Below are 25,110 nucleotides of genomic sequence, written 5' to 3'. Positions count from 1 at the left end.
CCCGGGCACTTCGGAGTGCCTTCTTCCGCGACCGCGCCGGCCGGGACAAGATCGGCTCATGAGCGAAGAACTCCTCGACCTCGTCGCCGGCCGCCAGTTCGGCACCCTGGCCACGATCCGCCGCGACGGCAGGCCGCAACTGTCCACAGTGGTCTACGGCTGGTACCCGGAGGAGAAGCTCATCCGGATCAGCTCGACCGCGGACCGCGCGAAGGTGCGGAACCTGCTCCGGGACCCGCGCGCGGTGCTGCACGTCGCGGCGCCGGACGGAATGGCGTACGCGGTCGTGGAGAGCGACGTCGACGTGTCGCCGGTCAGCACCGAGCCGGGAGACGCGACCGGACGCGAGATGGCCGAGCTCGCCTCGCGGTTCGAGGACCCGTACGCCGACCTCGACCGCTTCTACCAGCGAATGGTCGACGAGCAGCGTGTGGTGATCCGTCTCCCGGTGTCCCGTGTGTACGGTCTCCCGCCGGGCGCGCTTCCCGTGCCGGACTAGAGCCCGAGGCCGCGCAGCAGGATGTCGAACCCCTGGCGGAACTCCTCCTCCGGCGGGATCGAGCGGGCCTGCGCGGCGGTTTCGGACAGGATCGGGAACTCCTCCGGCGGCAGGTCGGCCAGCGCGGCCGTGCCCGCGCCCGACAGCGCCCCGAAGTGTTCCACCTGCAACGCGCCGAACACGTAACCCAGGATCGTCCGGAACGCGATCGCCCGCCGTTTGCCGGTGAGGCCCGCGTCGGTCAGGACGGTCAGCATCGTCTCGCCCCAGCGGATCGAACTCGGCACGCGGTGACGGTGCATCAGCAGCAACGGCACCACCGCCGGGTGCCGTGAAACCGCGATCCGGACCCGGTCGGCCAGCACGCTCAACCGCTCGCCGGCCGAACCGCGCGGCACCGTCACGTCGATCGCCTGCAACACCAGGTCGACCACCAGGCCTTCGAGCTCGTCGCGGTCGGACACGTAGCGGTAGAGCGACATCGTGCCCATGCCGAGTTCCTTGGCGACCGTGCGCATCGACAACGCGTCGAGCCCGTCGCGGTCGAGGACGGCCAGTGCCGCGGTGGCGATCTGCGTGGTGGTCAGCGAGCGGGGTCGTGGCATGGCGTTTGACAGCGTACAGCATACGCGCATACGTTCGTAGGCGTACACCACACGCCTACGGAGGGATCCACCATGCGCGAGTTCGAACTGGACGCGGTCGGCGGCGAGCGCGTCCGCGTTCCCGACCCGGAACGCCTGGTCCACCTGCAGTTCCGGCGCTTCGCCGGCTGCCCGATCTGCAACCTCCACCTCCGCTCGGTCGTGCAGCGGCACGACGAGATCGAAGCCGCAGGCATCCGCGAGGTGGTCTTCTTCCACTCGCCCGCCGACGAACTGCGCGACTACGACCTCCCGTTCGCCGTCATCGCCGACCCGGACAAGCGGTACTACCGCGAGTTCGGCGTCGAGTCCGGCCGCCGCGCCCTGCTGCACCCGCGGACGTGGGGCGCGATCCTGCGCGGCTCCGCCCTGACGCTGCTCGGCAGATTCCGGCCGCCCGCGGTCCGGCAGGAGGGCGGGCGGCTCGGGCTGCCCGCGGACTTCCTCATCGACCAGGGCGGCCGCGTGGTGGCGCGGAAGTACGGCGAGCACGCCTACGACCAGTGGTCGGTCGACGAACTGCTGGCCCACGCGCGGACGGCGGTGGTCCGGTGAAGCACGGGCTGATGCTGTTCACGGATTCCTTCGGCAGCGGCGCTTCCTCGACGGAAGTGTTCGGCTGGGCGCTCAGCTACGCGGCGGAAGCGGAGCTCGCCGGGTGGGACGAGATCTGGACCACCGAGCACCACTTCACCAGCGCCGTGCACACCCCGTCGGCGGTGGCGATGGCGGCGTTCCTGCTCGGGCGCACCGGCCTCGGCGTCGGCACCGCGGTCGCGGTGCTGCCCAACCACCACCCGGTCGCGCTGGCCGAGCAGGCCGCGCTGCTGCACCACGTCGGCGACGGGCGGTTCACGCTCGGCGTCGGGCGCGGCCAGCCCCGCGCGGATCTGGAGGTCTTCGGCGACGGGCTCGCCGGGTACCGCGACATCTCGGGCCGGCTCGCGCAGTTGTCGGAGGCGTTGCGCACCGGCGAGTTCGACGACTTCCGGGTCGTGCCGGACGTGCCGGGGCGGTCGCCGCTCGCGTTGTCCGCGGCCTCGGTGCCGACCGCGCGGCTGGCCGGGCGGTTCGGGTTGCCGATCATCCTCGGACCGTTCGTGAGCCTCGCCGACAAGCGTGCGATGGTCGACGCGCAGATCGAGGCGGCGGCCGGGCACGGGCACCGGATCGACCCCGCCGACAACGTCGATTCGAGCTACTTCGCGATCGCCGACACCACCGACGCGGCGCGGGAATCGCTGGTCGACGGGCTGCGGGCGATGCTGCTGCGCGGCGCGCCGGGCGCGCGGTGGCTGGTCGAGCAGCCGGAGATGACGGCCGACCGCGCTGATGCGATGGCCCGGCAGCTCGTGCGCAACGTGATCGCCGGTGACCCGGACGAGTGCGCGCGGCAGTTGCGTGAGCGGGAGGAGCTGCTCGGCGCTGGCCGGATCATCCTGATGCCCGAGGGGGCGGGCTCGGCCGGCGCCGTGCTGCGCACGGTGCGGCGGGCAGGCGCCGAAGTCTTCACAGCGGCTCACTGCTCGGCTTGAATCGGACGATGAGCACAGGCGGCTTGTCGAAAGCCCGGCTGGGGCGGCTCCACGACGTGATGGCCGGTTACGTCGAACGCGGCGAGGTCCCCGGGGTGATCACGCTCGTCGAGCGCCACGGGGAAGTGCACGTGGACGTGCTCGGCTCGGTCGCGTTCGGCGGGCCCGCGTTGAGCCGGGACAGCCTGTTCCGCATCAGCTCGATGACCAAACCCATCGCCGCGGCGGCCGCGATGGCGCTCGTCGAGCAGTGCCGGCTCCGGCTCGGCGAGCCGCTGGACGAGCTGCTGCCGGAGCTGGCGGACAGGCGGGTGCTCGCCCGGATCGACGGGCCGCTCGACGAGACGGTTCCCGCCGAGCGGGCCATCACGCTGCGGGACCTGCTGACGTTCCGGATGGGGTTCGGCCAGCTGTACCTGCCGGAGGAGCCGCCCATCGTGCGGGCGGCGCACGAAGCCGGCATCGAAATGGGCCCGCCGAGGCCGTCGGAGATGCCGGAGCCGGACGAGTGGATGCGGCGCCTCGGCTCGCTGCCGCTGATGTGCCCGCCCGGCGGCCGCTGGCTCTACAACACGGGTTCGGACGTGCTGGGGGTGCTGCTGGCGCGGGTGGGCGGTTCGCTGGAGGAGGTGCTGCGCGAGACCGTGCTGGACCCGCTGGGGATGGACGACACACGGTTCACCGCGGGCGCGGACCGGCTGGTCACCGCGTACGGGGGTGACCTGACGGTCTACGACCCGCCGGACGGCGAGTGGTCCCGCCCGCCCCGGTTCCCGTCCGCCGCCGGCGGCCTGGTGTCCACAGTGGACGACCTGCTGCGCTTCGGCCGGATGATGCTCCACTTCGGACGGTCGGGCAGCGGGCGGGTGCTGGCGCGGCCCACGGTGGAGGCCATGGTGACCGACCAGCTGACGCCGGGGGAGAAGGCGGTGTCCGGCTTCTACCCCGGCTACTTCGACACGCGTGGCTGGGGCTTCGGCCTGTCGATGACCACCGCGCGCGACGACATCGCGTCAGTGCCCGGCCGGTTCGGCTGGGACGGCGGGCTCGGCACGTCGTGGTTCTCCGACCCGAAGGAGGACCTGGTTGGGATCCTGCTCACGCAGAAGGCCGGGTTCCCGCAGTACAACAACCTGTACCTGGACTTCTGGACCTCGGTGTACCAGTCAATCGCCGATTAGCGCGGCCTCCTCTTCCGGGGTGAGCCCGGCCTTGCGCGGGCGGTCCAGGCCACGGGCGCGCTCCTCGTCGAGGGCCGCGTGCACGGTGCCGGCGAGCGGGCGGATCTCCAGTCCGGCCGCGTGCGCCGCCGACGCGTCGTGCGCGGCGAGGCCGTGGTGGCTCTCCGGCAGCCACAGCGGCAGCGACTTCGGGCCGAACCACGGCTGGACGCCCGCCGCGGTCAGGGTTTCCTCGGCGACCGGGACCAGTTCGGTGCCGGGCGGGGCGACGAGGTCGGCGATCTCCTCCAGCACCGGGCCCAGCGGAGCGACCGGGCTGACCGCGTCGAAGGCGCCGGTGAGGCGCTGCTCGCCTGCCGTCACGATCCACGCCGCGAGGTCGCGGACGTCGACGTGCTGGAACGGCTGCTTCGGGGTGTCCGGCACCACCGCGCGGCCGCCGCGGCTGAAGCGAGCCGGCCAGTAGCCGAAGCGGTCCATGTAGTCACCCGGGCCGGTGATCTGCCCCGGCCGCACGATGAACAGCCGGTCGCCGAGGGCGTCGCGGGCCGCGTGCTCGCAGGCGACCTGCACGCCGCCGTAGACCTCCGGCGTCATCTCGGCCAGGTCGATCCGGTCGTGTTCGATCGGTGCGTGCTGCGGCGACTCCGCGGTCTGGCCGAGCGTCGCGGTGTCCGCGTAAGTGTTGATCGTGGAGACGTACGTCCAGTGCCGGGTGGTGATGGCCCGCAACGCGTCGCGGACCCAGCGCAGCCCGGTGTACGCGATGTCGACCACCGCGTCGAACCGCTCACCCGCCAGTACGTCGATCGAGCCCGGCTCGTCCCGGTCGACACGCACGTGCCGCGCGCCGTCCGGCACGCTCCCCGACACGCCACGCGCCGCGCACACGACGTCGTGGCCGCGCCGGACCGCTTCCGCCGCAACGGTTTTCGAGAGGAACGACGTCCCACCCAGCACCAGCAACCGCATGTGATCGACTCTGCCTGAGCCCGTGAATGGCGGGCCAGGGATTTCGCGCAGAGCGGATCAGGTCAGCGGGGTCAACAGCCGGTGCGGCTCCCGCAGCGCGACGCTCACCGGGTCGTCCCGGTGGTCGCGCTTCGCACCGGGGCCGAGGCTCACCACCAGGTCCGCCGGCGCGGGGACGGTCCGGCAGCGCGGGCAGAGCCCGGACTCCGTGACGGCCGTGCCGCAGTCCGCGTGGCTGAAGACGCGCCGCGGCCCGGCGGGCGGCCCGAACTCGTGCTCGCCCCACTGCGCCAACGCGAACACCGCGGGCCACAGGGCGATGCCGCGCTCGGTGAGGACGTACTCGTGGCCGGACGGCCGCGGACGCCGTTCGAGCAGGCCCGCGGCGACCAGGGACTTCAGCCGGTCGGTGAGGACGGCGCGCGGGATGTCCAGGTGCGCGCACAGGTCGCCGAACCGGCGGACGCCGTAGAAGAAGTCCCGCAGAACGAGCAACGTCCACCGCTCGCCGACGACCTCCAGCGCCCGCGCCAGTGAGCAGTCCTGGGTCGCGTAGTCCTTGCCGAGTGCCACGGATCCAGCATAGCGACTGGTTCAGTTATTGAACTACTGCTGCTAGTGTCCCTCCTAGTTCGTTGACTGAACTGGAGGGGTGATGGCAACGCTGGTGATCGCGTGCGCCGCGGCGTTCCTGGTGCTGGTGAACTTCACCGCGCCGCTCGCCACGCTCGGCGAGATCGCGGACGCGCTCGGGGCGGGGCCCGCCGGGCAGACGTGGATCCTCGGGAGCATCAGCCTCGGCCTGGCCGCGGCGCTGCTGATCGCGGGGAGTCTCGCGGACACGTTCGGCCGCAGGCGGGTGTTCGTGCTGGGCGGAGCGGGGCTCGCGGCCGGCAGCGTGCTGTGCGCGCTGGCCCCGGAGACGTGGGCGTTCGTCCTGGGGCGGATCGTGCAGGGCGTGGCCGGGGCGGCGCTGCTGGTGTCCAGCCTGGGGCTCATCGCGCACGCCCACCCGGCCGGGGCGGCGCGCGTGCGGGCGACGGGGCTGTGGGGCGCGATGCTCGGTGGCGGGATCACGGTCGGGCCGGTGATGGCCGCGCTGTTGACCGCGCCGGCGGGCTGGCGGTCGGTGTACTGGCTGATCGCGCTGCTCGGCGCGGCGGTGGCGGCCGCGGGCGCGCGGTTGCCGGAGTCCCGGGGGATCCCGCGGCCGACGGACTTCGCGGGCCTGCTGACGCTCGGGCCGGGGATCGCGCTGCTGGTCGCGGCCCTGACCGAGGCCCGCGCGGGGTGGGACGCGGGTGTGGTCGTCTGGGCGGCGCCGGCGGTGGTCCTGCTGGGGGTGTTCGTCGTGGTCGAGTTGCGGGTCGCGGAGCCGATGATTGACCTGCGGCTGCTGCGCGCCCCGGCGTTTCGCGCGGCCACGACGGGGGCGCTGACCAGCGGGATCGCGGTCGTGTCGTACATGACGTTCCTGCCCAGCCTGTTGCACCGGCTGCTCGGGCTGACCCCGCTCGCCGCGGCGGCGGTGGTGTCGATCTGGTCGGGTGTGTCGTTCGTGGTGGCCGCCCAGGCCCGGCGGGTGACGGGACGGCTGGGCGACCGGCGCCAGGCCGCGCTGGGGCTCGGCCTGTGCGCGGCGGGGGAGCTGGCCACGCTCGGGTTGACGGCGCACTCGTCGTGGTGGCACCTCGCGCCCGGGCTGGCCGTGGCGGGCGTCGGCACCGGCCTGTCGAACGCGGCGCTGGCGGGGCTCTCGGTGCGAACCGTGCCGCCCGACCGAGCCGCGATGGGCACCGGGGCCAACAACACGGCCCGCTACGTCGGATCCGCGCTGGGGATCGCCCTGGTCGCGGTCGTGCTGGCGGTGGCGCCCGGTGCGGCCGGGGTGAACTACGCGGCCGCGATCACGGGCGCGTTGGCCTTGCTCGGCGCTGTGGTGACAGCCCTGAGCCGGGAGCGCGTTCCGGAGCACGGGCTGGTGAGCAGCGGACGGGGCTAGTCGGTCATCCGCCGTCCGCTGCTCGCCGTCATCGCGCCAGGAGGTCTCGCAGCGCCTTGATCACCTCGGCCGGGCCTTCCTCCGCCATGAAATGCCCTGAGGTCACCGTCCGGTGGTCGAGGTCCGGCGCCCACTTCCGCCACACCGCCACGGCGTCGTAGCCGAGCGCGGCGCCCCAGTCCTGCTGCAGCACGGTCACCGGCATCGTCAGGTGGCGGCCGGCTTCGCGGTCGGCGGTGTCGTGCGTGATGTCGATCCCGGCGGTCGCCCGGTAGTCGGCGACGATCGAGGTCACCGCCTCACGCGAGGCGCGCAGGTACTCGGCCCGCACGTCCGCCGGGATCGCGTCCGGGTTCTGCGTCCACGCGTCCAGGAAGTAGCCGAAGAAGTCGTCCGGCACGGCGGCGATCATCTTCTCCGCCAGCCCGGGCGGCTGCGCCATCAGGTACAGGTGGAACCCGACCGCCGCGCTCGCGCCGTGCATCACGTCCCACATGTCCAGCGTCGGCAGCACGTCCAGCGATGCCAGGTGCGTGACGGTGTCCGGGTGGTCCAGTCCGGCGCGGATCGCGACCAGCGCGCCGCGGTCGTGCCCGGCCAGCGCGAACCGCGAGTGCCCGAACGCGCGGGCCACCGCCACGACGTCGGCGGCCATCGTGCGCTTGGAGTACGTCTCGCCGGTGTCCGCGGGCTTGTCGCTGTGGCCGTAGCCACGCAGGTCCGGCACGATCACGGTGTGGTCGGCGACGAGGTCGGCGGCCACGTGCCGCCACATCAGGTGGGTCTGCGGGAAGCCGTGCAACAGCACGACCGGGCTGCCGGAACCGCCGATGGCCACGTTGAGTGAAACGCCCTCGGCGACGGGAACCCGCTGGTAATCGAATCCGGTGATCTGCATGGCACCGAGCGTGCGCCGGCCCGGTCAGCAACGGATCAGCACGCGCTCAGCGGCTACAGTGCGTGGTGATGGGCTCGTCCGTGCGGTTCGCGGTGCTCGGCCCGCTGATCGCCGAGGCCGGGCGCGGTCCGCTCGACCTCAAGGGACCGCGGCACCGGGCCGTTCTCGCGCGCCTGCTGATCGCGCGCGGCCGGGTGGTGCCGGTCGACCGCCTCGTCGACGACCTGTGGGCCGACCCGCCCGATGGCGCGGTCGGTGCCATCCAGACCTTCGTCGCGGCGCTGCGCCGCGCGCTGGAACCCGACCGGCCGCCGCGCACCCCCGCGCAGTTGCTCGTGACCACCGGCGGCGGCTACGCGCTGCGTGCGGACGAGGTCGACGCCTGGCGCTTCGAGGAGGCGGTCACGAAGTCCGCCGGTCTCGCGCCGGCCGCAGCACTGTCCCTTGTGGACGAGGCGCTGGGTCTGTGGCGCGGCCCGGCCTACGCCGAGTTCGCCGATCAGGCCTGGGCGCGCGCGGAGATCGCCCGCTTGGACGAGCTGCGCCTGCTCGCGGTGGAGCGCCGGGCGGACGCGTTGCTGGGCCTCGGGCGTGCCGCGGAAGCCGTGCCGGACCTGGAGGCTCACACCGGCGCGCATCCGTTGCGGGAGAACGGGTGGCGGCTGCTCGCGCTTGCCCTGTACCGGGCCGGCCGTCAGGGCGACGCGCTCGCCGCGCTGCGCCGGGCACGGCAGTCGCTGGCCGACGAACTGGGAGTCGACCCAGGGCCGGACTTGCGCGAGCTGGAGGCGGACATCCTCGCGCAGGCGCCCGAGCTGCGTGGTGCGATGGCTGAGTCGGGTGGCCGGGCGCCGGGCTCGGTCGGGCGGGGCGATGAGTCGGAGGGTGAGGCGCCGGGCCTGCCGGGTGGGCGGGGCGCTGCGCTGGGGGGTCAGGCGTCGGGCGGGCGGGGCGCTGCGCTGGGGGAACCGCTCGTCGGGCGGGATGACGAGCTGGCACGGCTCGTCGAAGCCGCCGGGCGGACGCCCCTCGTCCTCATCTCCGGCGAGGCGGGCGCGGGCAAGACCGCCCTCGCCGAAGCGTTCACCGCTGAGATGGCAGCGCGCGGCTGGTCCACCGCGTGGGGCGTCAACCCCGAGCACGAAGGCGTGCCCGCCGCCTGGCCGTGGACCCGGATCCTCGACGCGCTCGGCATCGCGCCCCCGGCCGAGCCGAACCGCTTCCAGTGGCACCGCGCCGTGCGCGAACAGCTCGCCCGGCGGGGCAAGCTGCTGCTGGTCCTCGACGACCTGCACTGGGCAGGCGAGGAGACCCTGGCGCTGCTGTCCGCGCTGGTCACCGACCCGCTGCCGGGGCCGGTGCTGATCGTCGCCACCTACCGCAGCACCGACGTCGCCCCCGGGCTCGCCGGTTTTCTCGGCCGGATCGCGCGGGCCGAGCCGGTGCGGATCTACCTCGGCGGCCTGCCCGCCGACGCGGTGCCTGCGCTCGTGCGGGCCACCACCGGCCGGGACGTCGACACCGGCACCGCCCGGACGATCCACCAGCGCAGCGGCGGCAACCCGTTCTTCGTGCGCGAACTGGCGCGCGTGCTCGACACCGAGGGTGCGCTGGCGGCGGTGCCGCCGGGCGTGCGGGACGTGGTCCGGTACCGCGTCGCTCAGCTGCCCGACGCGGTCCAGGCCGTGCTGCGGCAGGCCGCGGTCATCGGCACCGAGGTCGACCTGGACCTCCTGTCCGGCGACGCCCTCGACGCCCTCGAACTCGCCGCCGAGCGCGGTTTCCTCGTCGAACACGGGCCGGGCCGGTTCCGGTTCGCGCACGCCCTCGTCCGCGACACGCTCTACCAGGACCTGTCCCGCTCGCGCCGGGCCAGGCTGCACGCGCGGATCGGCGAGGCGATCGAACGCCTGCGGCCCGGGGACGTCGCCGCGCTGGCGCACCACTTCCTGCTCGCCGAGGCCCCCGCCGCGGTGCGGTACGCGCGCGCCGCGGCCGAGGACGCCGAGCGCCGCTTCGCCCCGCACGAGGCCGCGCGGCTGTGGCAGGCCGCGCTCGACCACGCCGACCGCCGCGCGCCCGCCGAGCCGGATCGTGGCGTGACCGGCGGGAGTGCTGCCGCTGCCGGTGGTGGTGGTGGTGCGGTTGCCGGTGGGGCTGGTGGTGTGGCTGGCGGCGCAGGTGGTGCGGTTGCCGGTGGGGATGGCAGTGTGGCTGGCGGTGCAGGTGGTGCGGTTGCCGGTGGGGATGGCAGTGTGGCTGGCGGCGCAGGTGGTGCGGCTGCCGGTGGGGATCGTGGTGCTGCTGCGGGCGCGGATCGGGGTGTGGCCTCCGGCGCCGGCGTGCCGGAGCGGCTCGAGCTGATCATGGGCCTCGTGCGGGCGCTGGCCGTCGCCGGTGAGCTCGATCGGGCGCGCGAGCACCGGGCCGAGGCGCTCACCCTGGCCGAGCAGGTCGGCGACCCCGCGCTGACCGCACGCGTGCTCGTCGCCTTCGACGTGCCCGCGATCTGGACCGCCGCCGACGATCCCGCGCTCGCCCGGCGGATCGCCGACGCGACCGAGCGGACCCTGGACGCGTTGCCACCGGGCGAAGACGCGGTTCGCGCACGTCTGCTCGCCACGCTCGCCCTCGAACTGCGCAACACCGCGGGCGACCGGGGACCGCGGGCCGCGCGGGAAGCCGAGGCACTGGCCCGGCGCCTCGACGATCCCGCCCTGCTCGCGTTCGCGTTGAACGCCAGGTTCATGCAGTCCTTCGAGCGCGCCGGGCTCGCACCGGAGCGGGCCCGCATCGGGCGCGAGCTGGTCGAGCTGGCCCGGCGCCACGAGCTGGTGACGTTCGAGGTGCTCGGCCACCTCGTCCTGGTGCAAGCCGCCTCGGCCCTCGCCGACTTCGCCACCGCCGACCGCCACGCGGAGGCGGCCGACGAGCTCGGCGAGAAGCACGAGATCCCGCTCGTCGGCGTGTTCACGCAGTGGTACCGCGCGATGCGGACGTCCGCGGCCGGGCAACCCGCCGAAGCGGCGTACCGCGCGGCGGCGGCCCGGCTGGCAGGCACCGGGATGTCCGGTGTGGACAGTGGGATCCTCGGCTTCGCCCTGCTGTGCGACCGCCTCCAGCGCGGCGCCGACCCCGGGCACGACCTCGACTTCGGCGCCTACGAGCCGTGGTGCCGTCCCGTGGTGTCCGACGACGGGTCGGAGATCCCGCCGTCTCCCCGCGACCTGCTCTTCGAAGCCCGCACGTGCCTGCACGCCCTGGTCGCGATCCGCCGCGGCGACCGGCCGGCGATGGCCCGCCTGCACGCCGAACTGCTGCCCGCGGCGGGCGAACTGGCCGGCGCGGGCAGCGGACTGCTCACGCTCGGCCCGGTCAGCCGGTACCTGGACGAGCTGGGCCGCCACGGCAACGGTTGAGTTGAGGTGCCCACAGCCTCGCGTGCTCGTGACGGCTGCCCGGTCGCGTCGCGGTCCGGGCGGCAGACGTGCGCGGTGGCTGCTCGGGCCGGCGCAGCGTGGCTTCGGCTCGAAGCGGTTCACGCCTCGCGATCGTGCCGGGCGCCCGGCGATGCGCGCGGCCGTTGCGGGGCAGGCCTTCGCGGTCGAGCCGCGAGCGGATGGAAGTTGTCGGGGTGGAGCCGGTCTCGGTCATGTCGGCCAGCCTGCCCGGGGAGTACGACAATTCCACGCCTGCGGCCGAATTCCTTCACGAGGTGGTGCAGTCGTGCACTGGGAGACCCACCGGTGGTGATGTTCCGGACCGCTGGCCGGAGGATCTCGTGGCAGCGCTGAGCCGAGTGGATCAGGTCGTCGATGACGTGGCGGAGGAACGGGCGGCTACCTGCGGGCCAAGAAGCTCGACAACCGCCGGCCCAGGAGGTGACTGCGTCAGGCGGCCGGGCGGCTCGCTCCCGCGTAGTCGTCCGTCCGCGTGCGGTACGTCGCGATCTGGATGGCCATGCCCTGCGTCGGCGCGTTGATCATCAGGCCGTTGCCCAGGTAGAGGCCGACGTGGTGGATGCGCGTCGCCGGGTTGCCGTAGAACACCAGGTCGCCCATCTTCGGCTCGGCGACAGCCGGGGTGGACCGGAACTGCATGTCCGCGGTGCGCAGCAGGTTCACGCCCGCCGCGTCGTAGGCAGCCTTCGTCAGCCCGGAGCAGTCGAACCCGGCCGCGCCCGCGTCCGGGCCGTTGCCGCCCCACACGTAGGGCAGGCCGAGCTGGTCGAGGGCGAACCGGGTGGCCCGCACCGACGGCGCGGACGCCGACGCCGGATCCAGCGAGAGCTGCGCGTACAGCTGGGCGTTGCCGAGCGCCTGCTGGCGGAACAGGTCCGAGTCGCGGTAGTGCTCGATCGCCTTCCACCAGCCCTGCCCGGCCTGCAGGTCGGTGTTCCCGGCGCACAGCGTGCGGCCCGCGGCCACGGACGCGTCGTCGATGTCCTGGATGTCGCCCCGCGCGCCGGCCCGCTGCCACTCGGCCTGGGTGAGCTGCATCGGGCCGCTGCGCGGCTCCGTCGCGGCCTCACCGGCGGCGCCGGTCAGCGGCACTGCGCCCAGCGCCTTCGTCACCGTCCCGTCCGTGCGCAGCGACCCGCCGCCGAACCGGCCGTGGTCCGTGCTGGCCTTGCCGATCCCGGCGAGCGTCACCCACGACAGGTGGCAGCCCGGGTCCTCCTCGCGCAACGTCAGCTCGCCCGTCGCGTACCCGATCAGCGCGCGCTCCGGGATGTCCAGCGGCCCGCTCAGCCCGGCCGCCCACTTCTCCAGCTCGCTGCGGCCCTGCTCCTGGGGCGCCTGCGCCTGCACCGGCGCGTTCGGCTCGAGCACGGTCGGCGCGGACGCGAGCGCCGCGTTGCCCGGCGGCGGCTCGGGCGGCACCACGTCGGCGGCGGCCCGCACCGGTTCGCCCGGCGGCTCGACCAGCAGCCACCCGCAGGTGCCCACGGCGGCGACGAGGATCAGCGCGATCAGGGCACGCCCGGCGGCGGCCCGCCCCCAGGATCGGAAACGCATGGTCACCTCGCCAACACTAAAAGACAACGGCCGCTCCGGACACAGTGATCCAACGACCGGACCCCCTCGTGCGTGACGGAGGGCGAATAGGCTTCCCACATGAACGCGATCAACGCCGGGCGGCTGCGCGCCGAACTGCTCGCCCCGCAGGGTCCGTACGCGGCGCTGGACGTCGTCCCCAGCACCGGCTCCACCAACGCCGACCTGCGGCGGGCGAGCGTCGAGGGCGCGGCGGACCGCACCGTGCTGATCGCCGAGGAGCAGACCTCCGGCGTCGGCAGGCGCGCGCGGGTGTGGGCGTCCCCCAAGGGCAGTGGCATCTATCTCAGCGTGCTGCTCCGCCCGGTGGAGGTCCCGTTCAGCGCGCTGGGCTCGCTGGCGATCGCGGCCGGGCTCGCGGTGACCGACCTGACCGCCGAACTGGGTGTCGACGCCGTCCTCAAGTGGCCCAACGACGTGCTCGCCGGCCCGGACCGCGGCAAGTGCGCGGGCATCCTGTCCGAGGCCGTCGCCGGGGACGAGCTGGGCGTGGTGCTCGGCATCGGGCTCAACGTCCGCCCGCTCGGCCCGGGTGTCGAGCCGGGCGCGGGCGGGCTGCTGCCGACGTCGCTGGCCGAGCAGGGCGCCCGCACCACCGACCGCACCGACGTCGCCGCGCTGCTGCTGGCGGCGCTCGCCGACCGGGAGGACCGCTGGCGCGCGGCGGGCGGCGATCTCGGGAAGGCCGGCCTGCTGGACGACTACCGGGCCCGCTGCGAGACCCTCGGTCAGGAGGTGCGCGTGCTGCTGCCGGGCGACCACGCGATCCTCGGCACGGCCGAGGACGTCGACGGCGCCGGCCAGCTGGAAGTGCGTGGCCAGGACGGCAAGCGGCACACCGTGTTCGCCGGAGACGTCGTGCACCTGCGCCCGGTACGGTGAAGCGGTCGCGAGAGGAGTTCGCAGTGGCCTACCCCGACGATCTGCTCAGCGAGAACGAGCAGGTCATAGTGCACAGCCATCCGCACGCGAAGATGCTGATCTGGCCGGTGATCGGTTTTCTCGTGACGGTGGGGCTGGGCATCTGGCTCGTCACGCTCGCCGGCGACGCGCCCACGCCGTGGAACGACGTGGCCCGCATCGCGATCGCCGTGGTCGCGGTGGTGCTGATCGTCTGGTTCTTCCTGGTGCCGCTGGTCCGCTGGCGCACCACCCACTTCATCGTCACGACCGACCGCCTCATCGTCCGCGAGGGCGTGATCAAGCGCACCGGCATCGACATCCCGCTGGGCCGGATCAGCAGCGTGCAGTTCGAGCACGGCATCGTGGACCGCCTCTTCGGCTGCGGCACGCTGGTGATCGAGTCCGCTTCGGACGAGCCGCTGCGGTTCGAGGACATCCCGCGCGTCGAACGGGTGCACACGATGATCTACCGCCAGGTCAACGACAACCCGTACGACGACTTCCCCGGCGAGCAGGGACCGCAACCCCGTGGCCGCGGCGTCCGGTGATCTCACCCGATCCAGCGACCTGCGGATCACGGAGCTGACCGCGGGTGACTGGCCGCTGTTCGAGCGGCTGCTCGGCCCGAGCGGGCTGCAGGGCGGCTGCTGGTGCGCCTGGTTCCGGATGACCAGCAGGCAGTTCCGCGAGACCGGTCCCGAGGAGCACAAGGCGCACGTGCGCGACGAGGTGCAGGCCGGAAAACCGTTGGGGCTGCTGGGGATCCTCGACGACGAGCCGGTCGCCTGGGTCGCGGTCTCGCCTCGGCTGGACAACCCGCGCCTGGCCACCTCCCGGGTCGCCGCGCTGCCGGACGACGATCCCACGGACGTGTGGTCGGTGACGTGTTTCTACGTGCACCGGCGTGCCCGCGGGCGGGGCATCGCGGCGGCGATGCTGCGCGCCGCGACCCGGCACGCGTTCGACCGCGGCGCCCGCGTCGTCGAGGGATATCCGGTGGACGCCAGGAAAAAGCGGCCCGCGGGCGAGCTCTACCACGGCACCGTCGAGATGTTCGCCGCGGCTGGTTTCGATTTGACCGCACGACGTGACACGGTTCGGGCACTCATGCGTATTTCGGCTCGATGAGGCAACCTGATGCCGAGGGGGAACCGGAGCGCGTCGCCGCGCGTCCGAGTCCGAGCCGACTGCTGTACTCGCGAGGAGGGGTGCCGTGACCGAGCATCGGGCGCAGGTGGAGGAACTGCTCGCCGACTACCGCCGCAGCCGGGAGAACCTCGCTTCGGCGCAGCGCGATCTCGCGGCCGTCACCGCTTCGGCAACCGACGCCGACGGGCTGATCACGGCGACCGTCGGCCCGCGCGGCACCCTGACTTCCCTGACCGTCGCGGACGGCGCGTACTGGCGGTACCGGCCGAACGAGCTGGCGCAGCAGATCGTGCGGGTCACCGCCGAAGCCACCGTGCGGGCGCTCGCGCGGGCCGGTGAGGTGCTGGCGCCGGTGCTGCCCGCGGGCACCGATCCGCAGGCGCTGCTGCTCGGCACCGGCGACCTCGACGCGACCGAGATCGCGCCCGCGAAACCCCGCGTCGCCCCGGACGAGGAGAGCCTCGAGGACCACCGCTGGATGACGCGATGAGCGGCGGATTCGAAGCCGACGCTGACCGGCTCGCGGTTTCCTCCGGCGACTTCGGCAACCTCGCGGAGCGCGCGGCGGCGGTCGCAGAGCGGCTGGAGCGCGCTCTCGCCGGCGCGGACGGCGCCTGGGGCGACGGCCCGGTCGGGCAGGCGATCGCGGCGTCGCACGTGCCGTCCGCCGAGGAGACGCTGGCCGGGCTGCGGAGCCTGTCCGGGCGGCTGACGGCGTTCGGGCAGACCGTCGGCGAGGCCGCCGGGCGCTACCGCGGGTCCGAAGAGGACGCGCAGCAGGCGATCACCGACACGGCACAGGGGTAGCGCATGGGCATCGAGCTGCCGCGGGAACTCGCCGATCTCGCCGCGGAAACCGGGCTGTCCTGGCCGGACGCGGACGAGGACAGGTTGCGTGAGCAGGCGTCCGCCTGGCGCGACGCGCACCGCGAACTGACCGCGCTCGCCGCGGAGGCCGACCAGCAGGCGGGCACCGCGGTCGCCGCGCTGTCCCGGGACGCCGGCGAGGCGGCCGGGCGGGCGTGGTCGGCGTTCGTCGACCCGGAGCACGGGCACCTCACCGCCGCCGCGCGTGGCGCCGCCGAAGCCGCCGACCGGTTGGACAACGCGGCCGAGCAGGTCGGCGCCGCGAAGGTCGAACTGGTGCGGCAGCTCGTCGAGGCCGCGAAGAACCGGGACGCGAGCCTCGCCGCCGCGGAGAACGGCCACCCGACCGCGATCCTCGGCGTCGAGCCGATCCTGCGCGGCACTGCGGCGAACCTGGCGGTCGTGACGCACGGCCTCGCCGCGACTCTCGGGCCGGCGCCGGTCGGCTCGCTGGTCACCCCGCTCGTCGAGCCGAACCCGGGCGCGCGCACGCCGGACGGCCAGGGCGCCCTGCTCGGTGTGGTCACCGGGCTGGCGCCGGAACTGGTGGCGCCGGTCGTCACGCCGTCCCCCGCGGTGCTCGGCAGCGCGCCGCCGTCTGTGTCCTCCGCGCCGGCTGTGCCGTCCGCGGTGGCCTCGGCCGTGCTGACGCCGCCGGTGGTGCCGCCCGTGGTCCCCGAACCGGCCTTCGCCGACACCGACACCGGCCCGATCCAGCTGCCGGACCCGCCGACCCCGCCGTCACTGCCGCAGTACGAGGGGCTGCTCGATTCCGGGGGCTTCGACGAGGTGCCCACGCCGTCGACCGGGCTGCCGAACGGAACCGTCGCCGCGGGGTTCTCCGAGAACGCCGTGCCGCCGATGGGAATGCCGGGGATGCCGGGACTGCCGGGCGCGCCCGCTCCGGCTGCCGGGTACGCGCCGGCGGCTCCCGCGGCCGGGTACGCGGCCCCCTTCGCGCAGGCACCAGTCGCGCCGCAGCCGCCGGTCGCACCGCAGGCACCGGTCGCACCGCAGCCGCCAGTCGCGCCGGGGCCGCGCCAGCCGTACCAGCCGTATCCGGAGCCCGCCCCGCGCGTGCCGGAGCCGATGGGCGCGCCGCGGCAGGAGCGGGAGACGATCGTCGCGTTGTTCCGGGTCCACATGTTCCCGATCGGCCACCTGCCCGTCGCCACCGACAAGCCGGCGCGGCAGCTGCCCGCGCCGCCGTGTGAGGTCGACTACGCGCCGGGCCTGCGGTTCCCGCCGCACGACCACCCCCGCTCGGACCTGATCCGCACCGACGACGCGCTGGCGAAGGTCCAGGCCGGGTACGGCCGCCGTCCCTCGCCCGCCGGGACGCCCCCGGCCGAGGTGCTCGCCGGGTACGACCCGCTCGGCGGTCTGCACGAACGCGACTGGGACCGCCGGTTCCTCGCCGGGAAACGCCGTGAGGTGCCGGAGTACGCGTGGCCGCCGGGCGAGCTGTACCCCGAGGGCGGGACCGCGGAGGGCGAGCCGGAAGTGCTGGCCGAGGGCGCGGTGCTGGACCGGTTCGGCGATCCGCGCGGCCGGGTGTTCGCCCCGGACGGCACCCCGTTCGCGCGGCGGTCGCTGCCGCCGCCGGTCCGCGACGCCGGCTACCGGCGGTACCGCGTGCTGCGGGACGTGCCGGTGTGGCGCGCGGTGTCGGCGCCGTGGTTCGGGCAGCCCGGCGGCGGCGAGCGGTACCGGGCGGTCTATTCGGCCGACGAGCTGGTCACCCTGGGGTACCTGGCGGACATCACGTTCGAGGAGGGCGCTGCGCAGTGAACGTCGAGTCGATCGTGCGGTGGCTGGCGGCCATCGGGGTGCCCGGCGAGGTGATCTCGATCGGCAAGGAGGCCGACAACGCGTGGTGCCTGCTGCGCGTCGAGGAGTCCGAAGAGGGCGGCCCGGTGTGGGAGGTGTTCTGGCGCGAGCAGGGCAACCGCTACGACTGGGCCCGGTTCACCAACGAGCAGGTCGCGTGCCACTACCTGTTCGGCAGGCTGGCGTGGTCGCAGGTCGCCCGCGGTGCGGTGGGGTTGCTGCCCGCGCCCGCTTAAGCCGGGCTGACGTCACCGTTAAGGAATTCGCGCTGGTGCTCGCGGGGTGCCGCGGTGATGCTCGACCCATGATCACCCCCGACACCAAGGACTGGACCTGGGTGCTGCGCGCGCCGTGCCCGGAATGCGGTTTCGACGCCGCGACGTTCACGCGCGAAGACGTGCCCGCGATGCTGCGCGCGAACGCCGGCGCCTGGCGCGAGGCGCTGGGCAAGCCGGACGCGCGGGAGCGGCCGGCGCCGGACAAGTGGTCCACCTTGGAGTACGGCTGCCACGTGCGCGACGTGTGCCGGATCTACCTGGAGCGCCTGCGGCTGATCCGCACGCAGGATGCCCCGCTGTTCCCGAACTGGGACCAGGACGCGACGGCGGTCGAGGACCGGTACGACACCCAGGACCCGCGGGTGGTGGCGGACGAGCTGACCGCGGCGGCGGACCGGCTGGCCGCGGCGCTCGCCGAGGTGACCGGCGCGGAGTGGGACCGGATCGGCACCCGCAGCGACGGCGCGCACTTCACCATCGACACCTTCGCGCGCTACTTCATCCACGACCCGCTGCACCACCTCTGGGACGTGACCGGCGAGCGCTACCGCCGCAGGTAGCCGAGCGCCTCGTCGTGCAGGTGCCCGTTCGACGACAACGCCGAGCCGCCGTCGAAGCGCTCCGCGCCGCTCAGATCGGAGAACCGGCCGCCGGCCTCGCTGAGCAGGATCTGCATCGGCGCGACGTCCCACGGGTTGACGATCGGCTCGGCCGCCAGGTCGATCGCACCCTCGGCGACCAGGCAGTGTTGCCAGAAGTCGCCGAAGGCACGGGTTTCCCAGCAGGCGTCCACGAGGCCCAGGTACGCCTCGCGCGAGTGGTACTCGGTCCACGAGCCCAGGTCCGTCGTGGACAGGTAGGCGTCGGACAGCGCGGACACCGCCGACACCGAGATCCGGCGCTCGCCCGCGGAGTCGCTCATCCACGCGCCCTCGCCCGCCGCGGCCCACCAGCGGCGGCCCAGCAGCGGCGCGCTGACCATGCCGACCACCGGCTGCCCGTCCTCGACCAGCGCGATCAACGTGGCCCACACCGGGCCGCCGCGCAGGAAGTTCTTCGTCCCGTCGATGGGGTCCAGCACCCACGCGCGGCCCGACTCCCAGCCCGTGCCGCCGCGTTCCTCGCCGGCCACGTTGTCGTCCGGGCGCTCGGCGGCGAGCACCTCGCGCACCGCGTCCTCGACCGCGGTGTCCGCGTCGGTGACCGGCGTGCGGTCCGGTTTGCTGCTGACCTTCAGGTCGCGGGCGCGGAACCGGGCCGTGGTGATCGAGTCCGCCGCGTCCGCGAGCTTCCCCGCCAGGATGAGATCGTCCGTGTAGCTCGCCACGCCACGATGTTTTCACGGGCCGCGGTCGTAGAGTTGGCCAGGTGAGCATGGTGTTGCTGGCCGAGGACGACCCGGCGATCGCGGACCCGCTGTCGCGCGCGCTCGAGCGGGAGGGCTACGACGTCGAAGTGGTGGGGGACGGCCCCGCGGTGCTCGACACCACCCAGGCCAAGCGGGTCGACCTGCTCGTGCTCGACCTCGGGCTGCCCGGCATGGACGGTCTGGAGGTGTGCCGCAGGTTGCGCGCGAACGGCAGCGAGCTGCCGGTGCTGATGCTCACGGCCCGCACCGACGAGGTCGACTTCGTGGTGGGCCTCGACGCCGGCGCGGACGACTACGTGGCCAAGCCGTTCCGGCTCGCGGAGCTGCTGGCTCGCATCCGCGCCCTGCTGCGCCGCCGGGCGCCGGAGGTGCTCGAAGCCGGTGGGGTGCGGATGGACCTCGGCGCGCGGATGGTGCTCGTCGACGGCCGCGAGGTGCAGCTGGCGAACAAGGAGTTCGAGCTGCTGCGGGTGCTGATGAGCCACGCCGGGCAGGTGGTGAGCCGCGACGAGATCCTCGCCGAGGTGTGGAACGACCTGGAGTCCAAGACGTCGAAGACGCTCGACATGCACATGTCGTGGTTGCGCCGCAAGCTGTCGGTGACCAGCGACGGCAAGGGGTCGGTGATCCACCACGGCGACGGTGAGCGGCGGATCGCGACGGTCCGCGGCGTCGGCTTCCGGTTCAACGCAGACTAGTGCGCCGCCGGATCCTGCTCGCCATCCTGCTCGCCGTCGCGGTGACCGCGGCGGCGCTGGGCATCCCGCTCGGCGTGACCGCGTGGAAGCTGGTCGACAGCATCTACAACGAGGACCTGGCCGGCCGCGCGGCGCAGATCGCCGCGACGCTGGACACCGAGCTGGCCGACGGCGCGCTCGACCAGAACGACCTCACGCAGGTGTCGGTCGCCATCCCGCAGGGCGGCAAGCTGGTCGTCGAGGTGCCGGGCCAGGACCGGATGACCGAGGGCGCCGACCCGGGGGAGGACCCGGTGACGGCGACCGTGCAGCTGGCGCGGCAGGGGCACCTGGAGCTGTCGATCCCGTCCGGGCCGCTGCGGTCGCGGCAGACCACGGTCACGCTGGCCGTCCTGCTGCTGGTGGTGTTCTCGGTGACGATCGGGACGGTGGTGGCGACCGTGACCGCCCGGCGGCTGGCCAAGCCGCTGCGGCACGTGGCCGAGCGGGCGGCGCGGCTCGGCGGCGGGGACTTCCGGCCGGACACCAGCCGCTACGGCATCGGCGAGCTGGACATGGTCGCCGAGGCGCTGGACACGTCGGGGACCGCGCTGGCGCAGCTCGTGCAGCGGGAGCGACAGCTGGTCGGGGACGTGTCGCACCAGCTGCGGAGCAGGCTGACCGCGTTGCAGTTGCGGCTGGAGTCGCTGACGGTGGCCGACGACCCGGACACGGCGGAGGAGGCGCGGGCGGCGCAGGAGCAGGCGGACCGCTTGTCGGAGGCGCTGGAGGAGCTGCTGGCGGCGGCGCGCGCGGCGAGCGAGGTCGACACGGAGGCGCTGGAGCTGGCCGCGGAGCTGCCCGAGGTGTCGCAGGAGTGGCGGCAGTTGCTGCGCGCGGAGGGCCGCAACCTGCGTCTGAGGATCGGCGAGGGCCTGATGGCGCGGGCGACGCCGGGGCGGTTGCGCGAGGTGGTCGGGGTGCTGCTGGACAACGCGCTGCGGCACGGGGCGGGGACGGTCACGCTGGCCGCGCGCCGCGGCGAGACCGAGGGCACGGTGGTGGTCGAGGTGAGCGACACCGGCTCGGGGATCCCGGACGACCTCGCGCCGCACATCTTCGAGCGCGGTTTTTCCGGCGGCGGCTCGACGGGGGTCGGGCTGGCGCTGGCTCGTGCCCTGGCGGAAGCCGACGGCGGGCGGCTGGAACTGTCCAGCCGGCGGCCGGCGGTGTTCAGCCTGTTCCTGCGGGTGCCGAACCCGGGGGACGTGCCGGAGGTGCGCTGGCCCGCCGAGCGCGTGCCCCGCTGAGCGGGGCGAGCTTCAGCCGTCTGCCGTAAGCCCCTGGGGCGGCAGCGTCAGGCATTGCTGGGGCGGTTCGCCCGGGGCCGGTGGCGGAAGCGTGGCGCTGCCCGCGGGTGCCGGAAAGCATGAACGAGTGCTGGCCTGCGGAGCGCGTGCCGCCACTGAGCTGGGGCCGGCCGCAGCCGAACCCAGAGCGGGCAGCGTCAGGCGTTGCTGTCGGCCTCGTCGCGGGAGAGGTCCCTGCGGCGCTTCCCCAGTTCGTCCGGGAAGACCCACCGCTTGAAGCCCCAGAAGCGGAACACCATCGCCAGCAGCATGCCGATGATGGACCCGCTGACGAAGTCCGCCGCCTCCTGCGCGAATCGGCTCACGTGCGGCAGTTCCAGGTGCAGCACGTACCGCGACACCCACAGCGGAATCAGGTTCACGGCCACGGCCAGGCCGCTGATCACGAAGAACAGCGCCGCCTCGTGGTGCCTTTCCCGTCCCCCCCGAGTCCGGAACGACCATTCGCGATTGAGAATGTAGGACACGATGGTCGCGACGATGATCGCGATCGCTTTCGCGGTGGTCGGCTTGTCTTCCAGCACGCTCAGTTTCAGCAGGTACCAGACACCGTTGTCGACGATGAAGGTCGTTCCGCCGACGATCCCGAATTTGAGCAGCTCCCGATGTTTGATCAACACCGAGCGCAGTGGCTCGGGCGTGTGCGACAACACGCTTTCCACAACGGTCACTTGCGCAGTGTACGTAGTCCGCGGAACGGGGGATCGTCAGGCGGCCGCGAGAGCCGGTTTCATCCCATTCATTTCGGCGGGTACGGGATCCACGGCAACCACCACCACGGCCGCCCGTGGTCCTTGGTCGTCGAGGTGGTCGTCGTGGTCGACGGGGTCGTCGGCGAAACCGTCGTCGTGCTGCTCGACGTCGTCGTGGTCGTCGATCCGCTCGTGGACGGGTCGGTCGTCGTCGCGGGCTTCGACGACGGCGTCACCGTCGTGCTGGTCGGGGCGAGCCCCGGCACCCCGCAGTGCGGCAACCAGCAGTCGAACGTGACGGTCCGCGAGGCGTGGGCGCGGCCCAGCGTCGCCGAGACGGTGACGGTCCGGGACTCCTTCTTCGGCCGGTCCAGCTCGAACCACAGCCGCAGGTGCTCACCGGGCTGGAGCGCGTTCAGGCTGGTGCAGGTGGTTGTCGGGCCGCTGTCGCACGCCGCCCGGAAGTTGCCCAGGATCAGCCGCGCGTCGGTGTCGATCGAGAGGGTGACGGGCTTGGTGTTCTCGCCCTTGTTGACCACGTCGACGGACAGCCACGCGGACCGGCCCCACGCGGGCTGGCCGCTCCACAGGGCCGTTGCTTCCAGGGCCAGGTCGTCCGGCAGCTCGGCGATCGCCACCGGCACGTTGACCGACAGGCGGATGTTCGCGCCCGCGTTCACCGTCCCGGTCACCTGCCCCGAGGACGCCGTCCGGTCCGCCTTCAGCAGGAACGTCAGCACCGCGGTCTCACCGGGCTGCAGCCCGCGCGGCGTGGTGCAGGTGACCGTGCCCTCGCCCGGCGGGCAGTTCACCAGCAACGGCCCGGCGGCGGCCTGCGCGGCGTAACCGCCGGCGCCACCACCACCGCCACCGGCAGGCACGACGCTGATGCCGGGCGGCAGGTTCAGCGTCGCCGCGACCGGTTCGGACACCGAGGCGCCGCTGTTGCGCACCGTGATCGGCAGGGCGACCGCGTCCCCGCCCGGTTCCAGTTCGAGTGCCGAGGCCGGGCCTTCGGCGGTGATGTTCGCGGGCCCGGCGGGCGGCGGTGGCGGCGGCGCCGGGGTCGGCGCGGGCGCGGGGGCCGGGGGCACGACCGGCGCGGGTGCCGGCTCGAGGGCCGGCGCGGGCGGCGCGGCGGGCGGAGCAGCGGGGGGCGCCGGTGGCTGGGCCGGCGCGACGGCGGGCGGTGGCGCCGGAGCCGACGCGGCCGCCGGGATTTCCTGCGTGCCGCCACCCGCGGCCAGCGCGGCGGCGACCGCGGCGGCCACCGCCGTCCCGGCGACGCCGACGCCGACGAACTGCCGCGGCCCGGCGGCGGCGAGCGAAGCCGCCCCACCGGCCGACCCGGCCGCGGCGCCCGCGGTCGCCACGGTCGCGGCCGTCGCCTTGCCCGCGGTCGCGAGGTAGCCGAGTGCCGCCCCGCCGAGGACGATCGGCGCGATGATCGCCCGCAGCGCGCCGTTGACCTCGGCTAGTTCGGCAGCCAGCGCGCGGCAGTCGTCGCACTCGTCCAGGTGCGCCTCAACCTGGGCGCGTTCCCGTTTCGACAGGCCGTCGCGGGTCCACGCGCCCAGCCGCTCGGCGCAGGCGCGGCACTTCTCGGCGGACGTCTCGGCCAGGTGGACCTGCAGGTAGGCCTGTCGCAGGCCCTCGCGGGCGCGGTAGGCGAGCGCGGACACCCCGTTCGGCGTCAGGCCCAGCAGCGGCGCGACCTCCGCCGGGCTCTGCTGCTCGATCTCGGTGTGCCACAGCACCGCCTGCCAGCGCTCGGGCAGGGACGCGAACGCCTTGGCCGCCATCGTCCGCTCCAGGCCGGCGACGGCGGTGTCGGAGAACTGGACGGTCAGCGCCTCCGCGCCGACCGTCGTCATGTCCTCGTTGAGGTCGACGCGCTTGTCCTTGCGGGTCTTGTCGTAGGCGGTGTGCCGCAGCGCGGTGAGCAGGTAGGCGCGGAAGGCGCTGTCCGGGCCCTTGCCGCCCCGCAGCGTGTCGAGGACCTTCGCGAACGCGTCGGATACCAGGTCGTCGGCCTCGGCGTTGGACCGCGCGAGCTGACGCGCCAGGTTGTAGGCCGCACCCACGTGCCGTTCGTAGAGCGTGCCGTAGGCGGCCAGGGTGCCGGTGCGGACGTCGGTGATCAACTCCGCGTCGCTCTTGCCCTCGAAATCGGCCGGAAGGGTGGACACCGCTCTCCTTATCCCCAGTGTTGCGCGATCAGTGTGACTGACCGGCCCGGCCTCGTCACGCAACACCTCGCCCTATTGACCCGCACGGTGTAATTCCGTCACGACCCGCCGCGTGGATCGTCACTTCACCGGAACAGCGGTCGCGGGACGAGAGGACGGTTGCCAGTGGACGTGCCGGCCATGGGTTTGCGGCTCGAACCGGAGCCCGGCGGCGACGGCCGATCCCTGGCTGAGCTGCGGGCGCGCTGGCGGTCCGCGAGCCTGGCCGCGGGTTGGCGTTTCCCCAGCGACTGGGCGTTGCCGGAGGTCGACACGGTGTGCGCGGCGTTGCTGCGCAGGGGCACGGCGGAGATCCCGATCGCGGGCCTGGCCAGGGCGCGGGCCGCGGCGGGTGCGGGGCTGGCCGAGACGCTCGCGGATCTGGCGGCGTTGCACGCCGTGATCACCCCGCCGGGGGATTCAGGTGGTCTGGTGAGCCCGGACGTGGACGCGCTGCCGTCCCGGCTACTGCGGGTGGCGGCGCTCGCGTGGGCCGAGGTCGCGATGGACAAGCTCGCCACCACCGAGGTCATCGACCCGCTCACCGGCCTGCCCACCGCGTCCTACCTGCGGACCCGGCTGCGCGAGCTGTACGGGCGGCCGGCCCACCAGGTGTCCGAGGACCACACGCTGCTGGTCGTCTCGGTCGACCTGTCCGGCGTGACCGGCTGGTCGCGGCTCACCGCGATGATCCTGATCGCCGAGGCGCTGCGGGTGGTGTTCGACGGCGGCGAGAGCATCGCGAAGCTGGGGCCGTCGACGGTCGCCGCCGCGGTCCCGCGCGACGGACGGATCGCCGCGAAGGCCGTGATGCTGCGGCGCGAGCTGCACGAGCGCCTGTCGGTCGACGACCAGCTGGAATCGGTCAGCCCGCCGAAGATCAAGCTGGTCCGGCTGCCCGCGACGCACGATTCCGCGTGCGACCTGCTGCAGCGACTCGCACGAACCTGACCCTGTCG

25 protein-coding genes are annotated in these 25,110 nt (G+C 73.7%); 17 read left to right on the top strand and 8 right to left on the bottom strand.

The window, feature by feature from the left end; genetic code table 11:
- Positions 1 to 58: 58 nt before the first annotated feature.
- Entirely contained in the window at positions 59 to 499 is a 441-nt protein-coding gene (locus ABZ215_RS12330; RefSeq protein ID WP_020423045.1) for a PPOX class F420-dependent oxidoreductase, read from the top strand.
- Here the strand turns inward: ABZ215_RS12330 and ABZ215_RS12325 are convergent.
- Positions 496 to 1,104, bottom strand: coding sequence for a TetR/AcrR family transcriptional regulator C-terminal domain-containing protein (locus ABZ215_RS12325; protein ID WP_354711358.1), 609 nt, complete (start codon positions 1,102 to 1,104; stop codon positions 496 to 498). The genes ABZ215_RS12330 and ABZ215_RS12325 overlap by 4 nt on opposite strands.
- A 72-nt stretch (positions 1,105 to 1,176) precedes the next feature.
- On the opposite strand from ABZ215_RS12325, the gene ABZ215_RS12320 reads away from it, so the two are divergent.
- From ABZ215_RS12320 to ABZ215_RS12310, 3 genes are read left to right on the top strand one after another with little or no spacing between them, the layout of a single operon-like run.
- Entirely contained in the window at positions 1,177 to 1,698 is a 522-nt protein-coding gene (locus tag ABZ215_RS12320; protein WP_020423043.1) for an AhpC/TSA family protein, read from the top strand.
- Positions 1,695 to 2,678: an LLM class flavin-dependent oxidoreductase gene (locus ABZ215_RS12315; RefSeq protein WP_354949524.1), complete on the top strand. Its 984-nt coding sequence runs from the start codon at positions 1,695 to 1,697 to the stop codon at positions 2,676 to 2,678. The genes ABZ215_RS12320 and ABZ215_RS12315 overlap by 4 nt, the downstream gene beginning before the upstream one ends.
- Before the next feature lie 8 nt (positions 2,679 to 2,686).
- Positions 2,687 to 3,859 carry a serine hydrolase domain-containing protein gene (locus tag ABZ215_RS12310; RefSeq protein WP_354949523.1) on the top strand — a complete coding sequence of 391 codons (1,173 nt, stop codon included), beginning with the start codon at positions 2,687 to 2,689 and terminating at the stop codon, positions 3,857 to 3,859.
- On the opposite strand, the gene ABZ215_RS12305 is transcribed toward ABZ215_RS12310, so the two are convergent.
- The gene (locus ABZ215_RS12305) at positions 3,845 to 4,831 is read right to left on the bottom strand and encodes an NAD-dependent epimerase/dehydratase family protein (RefSeq protein WP_354949522.1); all 987 of its coding nucleotides are present in this window, start codon (positions 4,829 to 4,831) and stop codon (positions 3,845 to 3,847) included. The genes ABZ215_RS12310 and ABZ215_RS12305 overlap by 15 nt on opposite strands.
- Positions 4,832 to 4,888: 57 nt before the next feature.
- Entirely contained in the window at positions 4,889 to 5,404 is a 516-nt protein-coding gene (locus tag ABZ215_RS12300) for a helix-turn-helix domain-containing protein (RefSeq protein WP_354949521.1), read from the bottom strand.
- 82 nt (positions 5,405 to 5,486) lie between these two features.
- On the opposite strand from ABZ215_RS12300, the gene ABZ215_RS12295 reads away from it, so the two are divergent.
- Positions 5,487 to 6,833, top strand: a complete 1,347-nt coding sequence (locus tag ABZ215_RS12295; RefSeq protein ID WP_354949520.1) for an MFS transporter — start codon at positions 5,487 to 5,489, stop codon at positions 6,831 to 6,833.
- A gap of 28 nt (positions 6,834 to 6,861) precedes the next feature.
- Here the strand turns inward: ABZ215_RS12295 and ABZ215_RS12290 are convergent, their stop codons facing one another.
- Positions 6,862 to 7,731: an alpha/beta hydrolase gene (locus tag ABZ215_RS12290; RefSeq protein WP_354949519.1), complete on the bottom strand. Its 870-nt coding sequence runs from the start codon at positions 7,729 to 7,731 to the stop codon at positions 6,862 to 6,864.
- Between the two features lie 68 nt (positions 7,732 to 7,799).
- Here ABZ215_RS12290 and ABZ215_RS12285 point away from each other — a divergent pair, with 68 nt between their 5' ends.
- Complete coding sequence (locus ABZ215_RS12285; RefSeq protein WP_354949518.1) at positions 7,800 to 11,150, top strand: BTAD domain-containing putative transcriptional regulator; 3,351 nt, start codon at positions 7,800 to 7,802, stop codon at positions 11,148 to 11,150.
- A gap of 471 nt (positions 11,151 to 11,621) precedes the next feature.
- On the opposite strand, the gene ABZ215_RS12280 is transcribed toward ABZ215_RS12285, so the two are convergent.
- A complete protein-coding gene (locus ABZ215_RS12280; protein ID WP_354949534.1) occupies positions 11,622 to 12,749 on the bottom strand; it encodes a C40 family peptidase in 1,128 nt (375 codons plus the stop codon).
- 99 nt (positions 12,750 to 12,848) lie between these two features.
- Here ABZ215_RS12280 and ABZ215_RS12275 point away from each other — a divergent pair, with 99 nt between their 5' ends.
- From ABZ215_RS12275 to ABZ215_RS12240, 8 genes are all read left to right on the top strand, one after another.
- Entirely contained in the window at positions 12,849 to 13,670 is an 822-nt protein-coding gene (locus tag ABZ215_RS12275; RefSeq protein ID WP_354949517.1) for a biotin--[acetyl-CoA-carboxylase] ligase, read from the top strand.
- A 23-nt stretch (positions 13,671 to 13,693) separates the two neighbouring features.
- On the top strand, positions 13,694 to 14,239 hold the full coding sequence (locus ABZ215_RS12270; RefSeq protein WP_354949516.1) for a PH domain-containing protein: 546 nt from the start codon (positions 13,694 to 13,696) through the stop codon (positions 14,237 to 14,239).
- On the top strand, positions 14,220 to 14,819 hold the full coding sequence (locus tag ABZ215_RS12265) for a GNAT family N-acetyltransferase (protein WP_354949515.1): 600 nt from the start codon (positions 14,220 to 14,222) through the stop codon (positions 14,817 to 14,819). The genes ABZ215_RS12270 and ABZ215_RS12265 overlap by 20 nt, the downstream gene beginning before the upstream one ends.
- 85 nt (positions 14,820 to 14,904) lie before the next feature.
- Entirely contained in the window at positions 14,905 to 15,330 is a 426-nt protein-coding gene (locus ABZ215_RS12260; RefSeq protein WP_354949514.1) for a YbaB/EbfC family nucleoid-associated protein, read from the top strand.
- Positions 15,327 to 15,647, top strand: coding sequence for a hypothetical protein (locus tag ABZ215_RS12255; protein WP_020423031.1), 321 nt, complete (start codon positions 15,327 to 15,329; stop codon positions 15,645 to 15,647). Before ABZ215_RS12260 ends, ABZ215_RS12255 begins: the two co-directional genes overlap by 4 nt.
- 3 nt (positions 15,648 to 15,650) lie before the next feature.
- Entirely contained in the window at positions 15,651 to 17,498 is a 1,848-nt protein-coding gene (locus tag ABZ215_RS12250; protein WP_354949513.1) for a TNT domain-containing protein, read from the top strand.
- Positions 17,495 to 17,773, top strand: a complete 279-nt coding sequence (locus ABZ215_RS12245) for a hypothetical protein (RefSeq protein ID WP_017986852.1) — start codon at positions 17,495 to 17,497, stop codon at positions 17,771 to 17,773. The genes ABZ215_RS12250 and ABZ215_RS12245 overlap by 4 nt, the downstream gene beginning before the upstream one ends.
- A gap of 68 nt (positions 17,774 to 17,841) precedes the next feature.
- Positions 17,842 to 18,375, top strand: coding sequence for a DinB family protein (locus ABZ215_RS12240; protein ID WP_354949512.1), 534 nt, complete (start codon positions 17,842 to 17,844; stop codon positions 18,373 to 18,375).
- On the opposite strand, the gene hisN is transcribed toward ABZ215_RS12240, so the two are convergent.
- A complete protein-coding gene (hisN, locus tag ABZ215_RS12235; protein ID WP_354949511.1) occupies positions 18,360 to 19,142 on the bottom strand; it encodes a histidinol-phosphatase in 783 nt (260 codons plus the stop codon). The two genes, ABZ215_RS12240 and hisN, sit on opposite strands and share 16 nt — an antisense overlap.
- A 47-nt stretch (positions 19,143 to 19,189) precedes the next feature.
- On the opposite strand from hisN, the gene ABZ215_RS12230 reads away from it, so the two are divergent.
- Positions 19,190 to 19,882: a response regulator transcription factor gene (locus ABZ215_RS12230; RefSeq protein WP_026153804.1), complete on the top strand. Its 693-nt coding sequence runs from the start codon at positions 19,190 to 19,192 to the stop codon at positions 19,880 to 19,882.
- Positions 19,882 to 21,171 (top strand): ATP-binding protein, encoded by a 1,290-nt coding sequence (locus ABZ215_RS12225; RefSeq protein ID WP_027932449.1) that lies wholly within the window; start codon positions 19,882 to 19,884, stop codon positions 21,169 to 21,171. Before ABZ215_RS12230 ends, ABZ215_RS12225 begins: the two co-directional genes overlap by 1 nt.
- Before the next feature lie 197 nt (positions 21,172 to 21,368).
- Here ABZ215_RS12225 and ABZ215_RS12220 read toward each other — a convergent pair whose 3' ends face one another.
- Entirely contained in the window at positions 21,369 to 21,902 is a 534-nt protein-coding gene (locus tag ABZ215_RS12220; protein WP_020423026.1) for a GtrA family protein, read from the bottom strand.
- Positions 21,903 to 21,970: 68 nt separating this feature from the next.
- The gene (locus ABZ215_RS12215; protein WP_354949510.1) at positions 21,971 to 24,112 is read right to left on the bottom strand and encodes a sigma-70 family RNA polymerase sigma factor; all 2,142 of its coding nucleotides are present in this window, start codon (positions 24,110 to 24,112) and stop codon (positions 21,971 to 21,973) included.
- A 180-nt stretch (positions 24,113 to 24,292) separates the two neighbouring features.
- On the opposite strand from ABZ215_RS12215, the gene ABZ215_RS12210 reads away from it, so the two are divergent.
- Positions 24,293 to 25,102, top strand: a complete 810-nt coding sequence (locus tag ABZ215_RS12210; protein WP_235716240.1) for a GGDEF domain-containing protein — start codon at positions 24,293 to 24,295, stop codon at positions 25,100 to 25,102.
- The last annotated feature ends 8 nt before the right edge of the window (positions 25,103 to 25,110 follow it).

This window comes from Amycolatopsis sp. NPDC006131 (assembly GCF_040614175.1).
Taxonomy (GTDB): domain Bacteria; phylum Actinomycetota; class Actinomycetes; order Mycobacteriales; family Pseudonocardiaceae; genus Amycolatopsis_E; species Amycolatopsis_E tucumanensis.
Note: the sequence above shows the minus strand (reverse complement) of the source record. Positions and strands in the feature narration are given on the sequence as shown.

Excerpts from the sequence above, each read along its gene's own strand:
- ABZ215_RS12330 (WP_020423045.1), top strand. The coding sequence starts at position 59 with ATGAGCGAAGAACTCCTCGACCTCGTCGCCGGCCGCCAGTTCGGCACC.
- ABZ215_RS12325 (WP_354711358.1), bottom strand. The coding sequence starts at position 1,104 with ATGCCACGACCCCGCTCGCTGACCACCACGCAGATCGCCACCGCGGCA.
- ABZ215_RS12320 (WP_020423043.1), top strand. The coding sequence starts at position 1,177 with ATGCGCGAGTTCGAACTGGACGCGGTCGGCGGCGAGCGCGTCCGCGTT.
- ABZ215_RS12310 (WP_354949523.1), top strand. The coding sequence starts at position 2,687 with ATGAGCACAGGCGGCTTGTCGAAAGCCCGGCTGGGGCGGCTCCACGAC.
- ABZ215_RS12305 (WP_354949522.1), bottom strand. The coding sequence starts at position 4,831 with ATGCGGTTGCTGGTGCTGGGTGGGACGTCGTTCCTCTCGAAAACCGTT.
- ABZ215_RS12295 (WP_354949520.1), top strand. The coding sequence starts at position 5,487 with ATGGCAACGCTGGTGATCGCGTGCGCCGCGGCGTTCCTGGTGCTGGTG.
- ABZ215_RS12290 (WP_354949519.1), bottom strand. The coding sequence starts at position 7,731 with ATGCAGATCACCGGATTCGATTACCAGCGGGTTCCCGTCGCCGAGGGC.
- ABZ215_RS12285 (WP_354949518.1), top strand. The coding sequence starts at position 7,800 with ATGGGCTCGTCCGTGCGGTTCGCGGTGCTCGGCCCGCTGATCGCCGAG.
- ABZ215_RS12280 (WP_354949534.1), bottom strand. The coding sequence starts at position 12,749 with ATGCGTTTCCGATCCTGGGGGCGGGCCGCCGCCGGGCGTGCCCTGATC.
- ABZ215_RS12275 (WP_354949517.1), top strand. The coding sequence starts at position 12,849 with ATGAACGCGATCAACGCCGGGCGGCTGCGCGCCGAACTGCTCGCCCCG.
- ABZ215_RS12255 (WP_020423031.1), top strand. The coding sequence starts at position 15,327 with ATGAGCGGCGGATTCGAAGCCGACGCTGACCGGCTCGCGGTTTCCTCC.
- ABZ215_RS12250 (WP_354949513.1), top strand. The coding sequence starts at position 15,651 with ATGGGCATCGAGCTGCCGCGGGAACTCGCCGATCTCGCCGCGGAAACC.
- ABZ215_RS12240 (WP_354949512.1), top strand. The coding sequence starts at position 17,842 with ATGATCACCCCCGACACCAAGGACTGGACCTGGGTGCTGCGCGCGCCG.
- ABZ215_RS12230 (WP_026153804.1), top strand. The coding sequence starts at position 19,190 with ATGGTGTTGCTGGCCGAGGACGACCCGGCGATCGCGGACCCGCTGTCG.
- ABZ215_RS12210 (WP_235716240.1), top strand. The coding sequence starts at position 24,293 with ATGGGTTTGCGGCTCGAACCGGAGCCCGGCGGCGACGGCCGATCCCTG.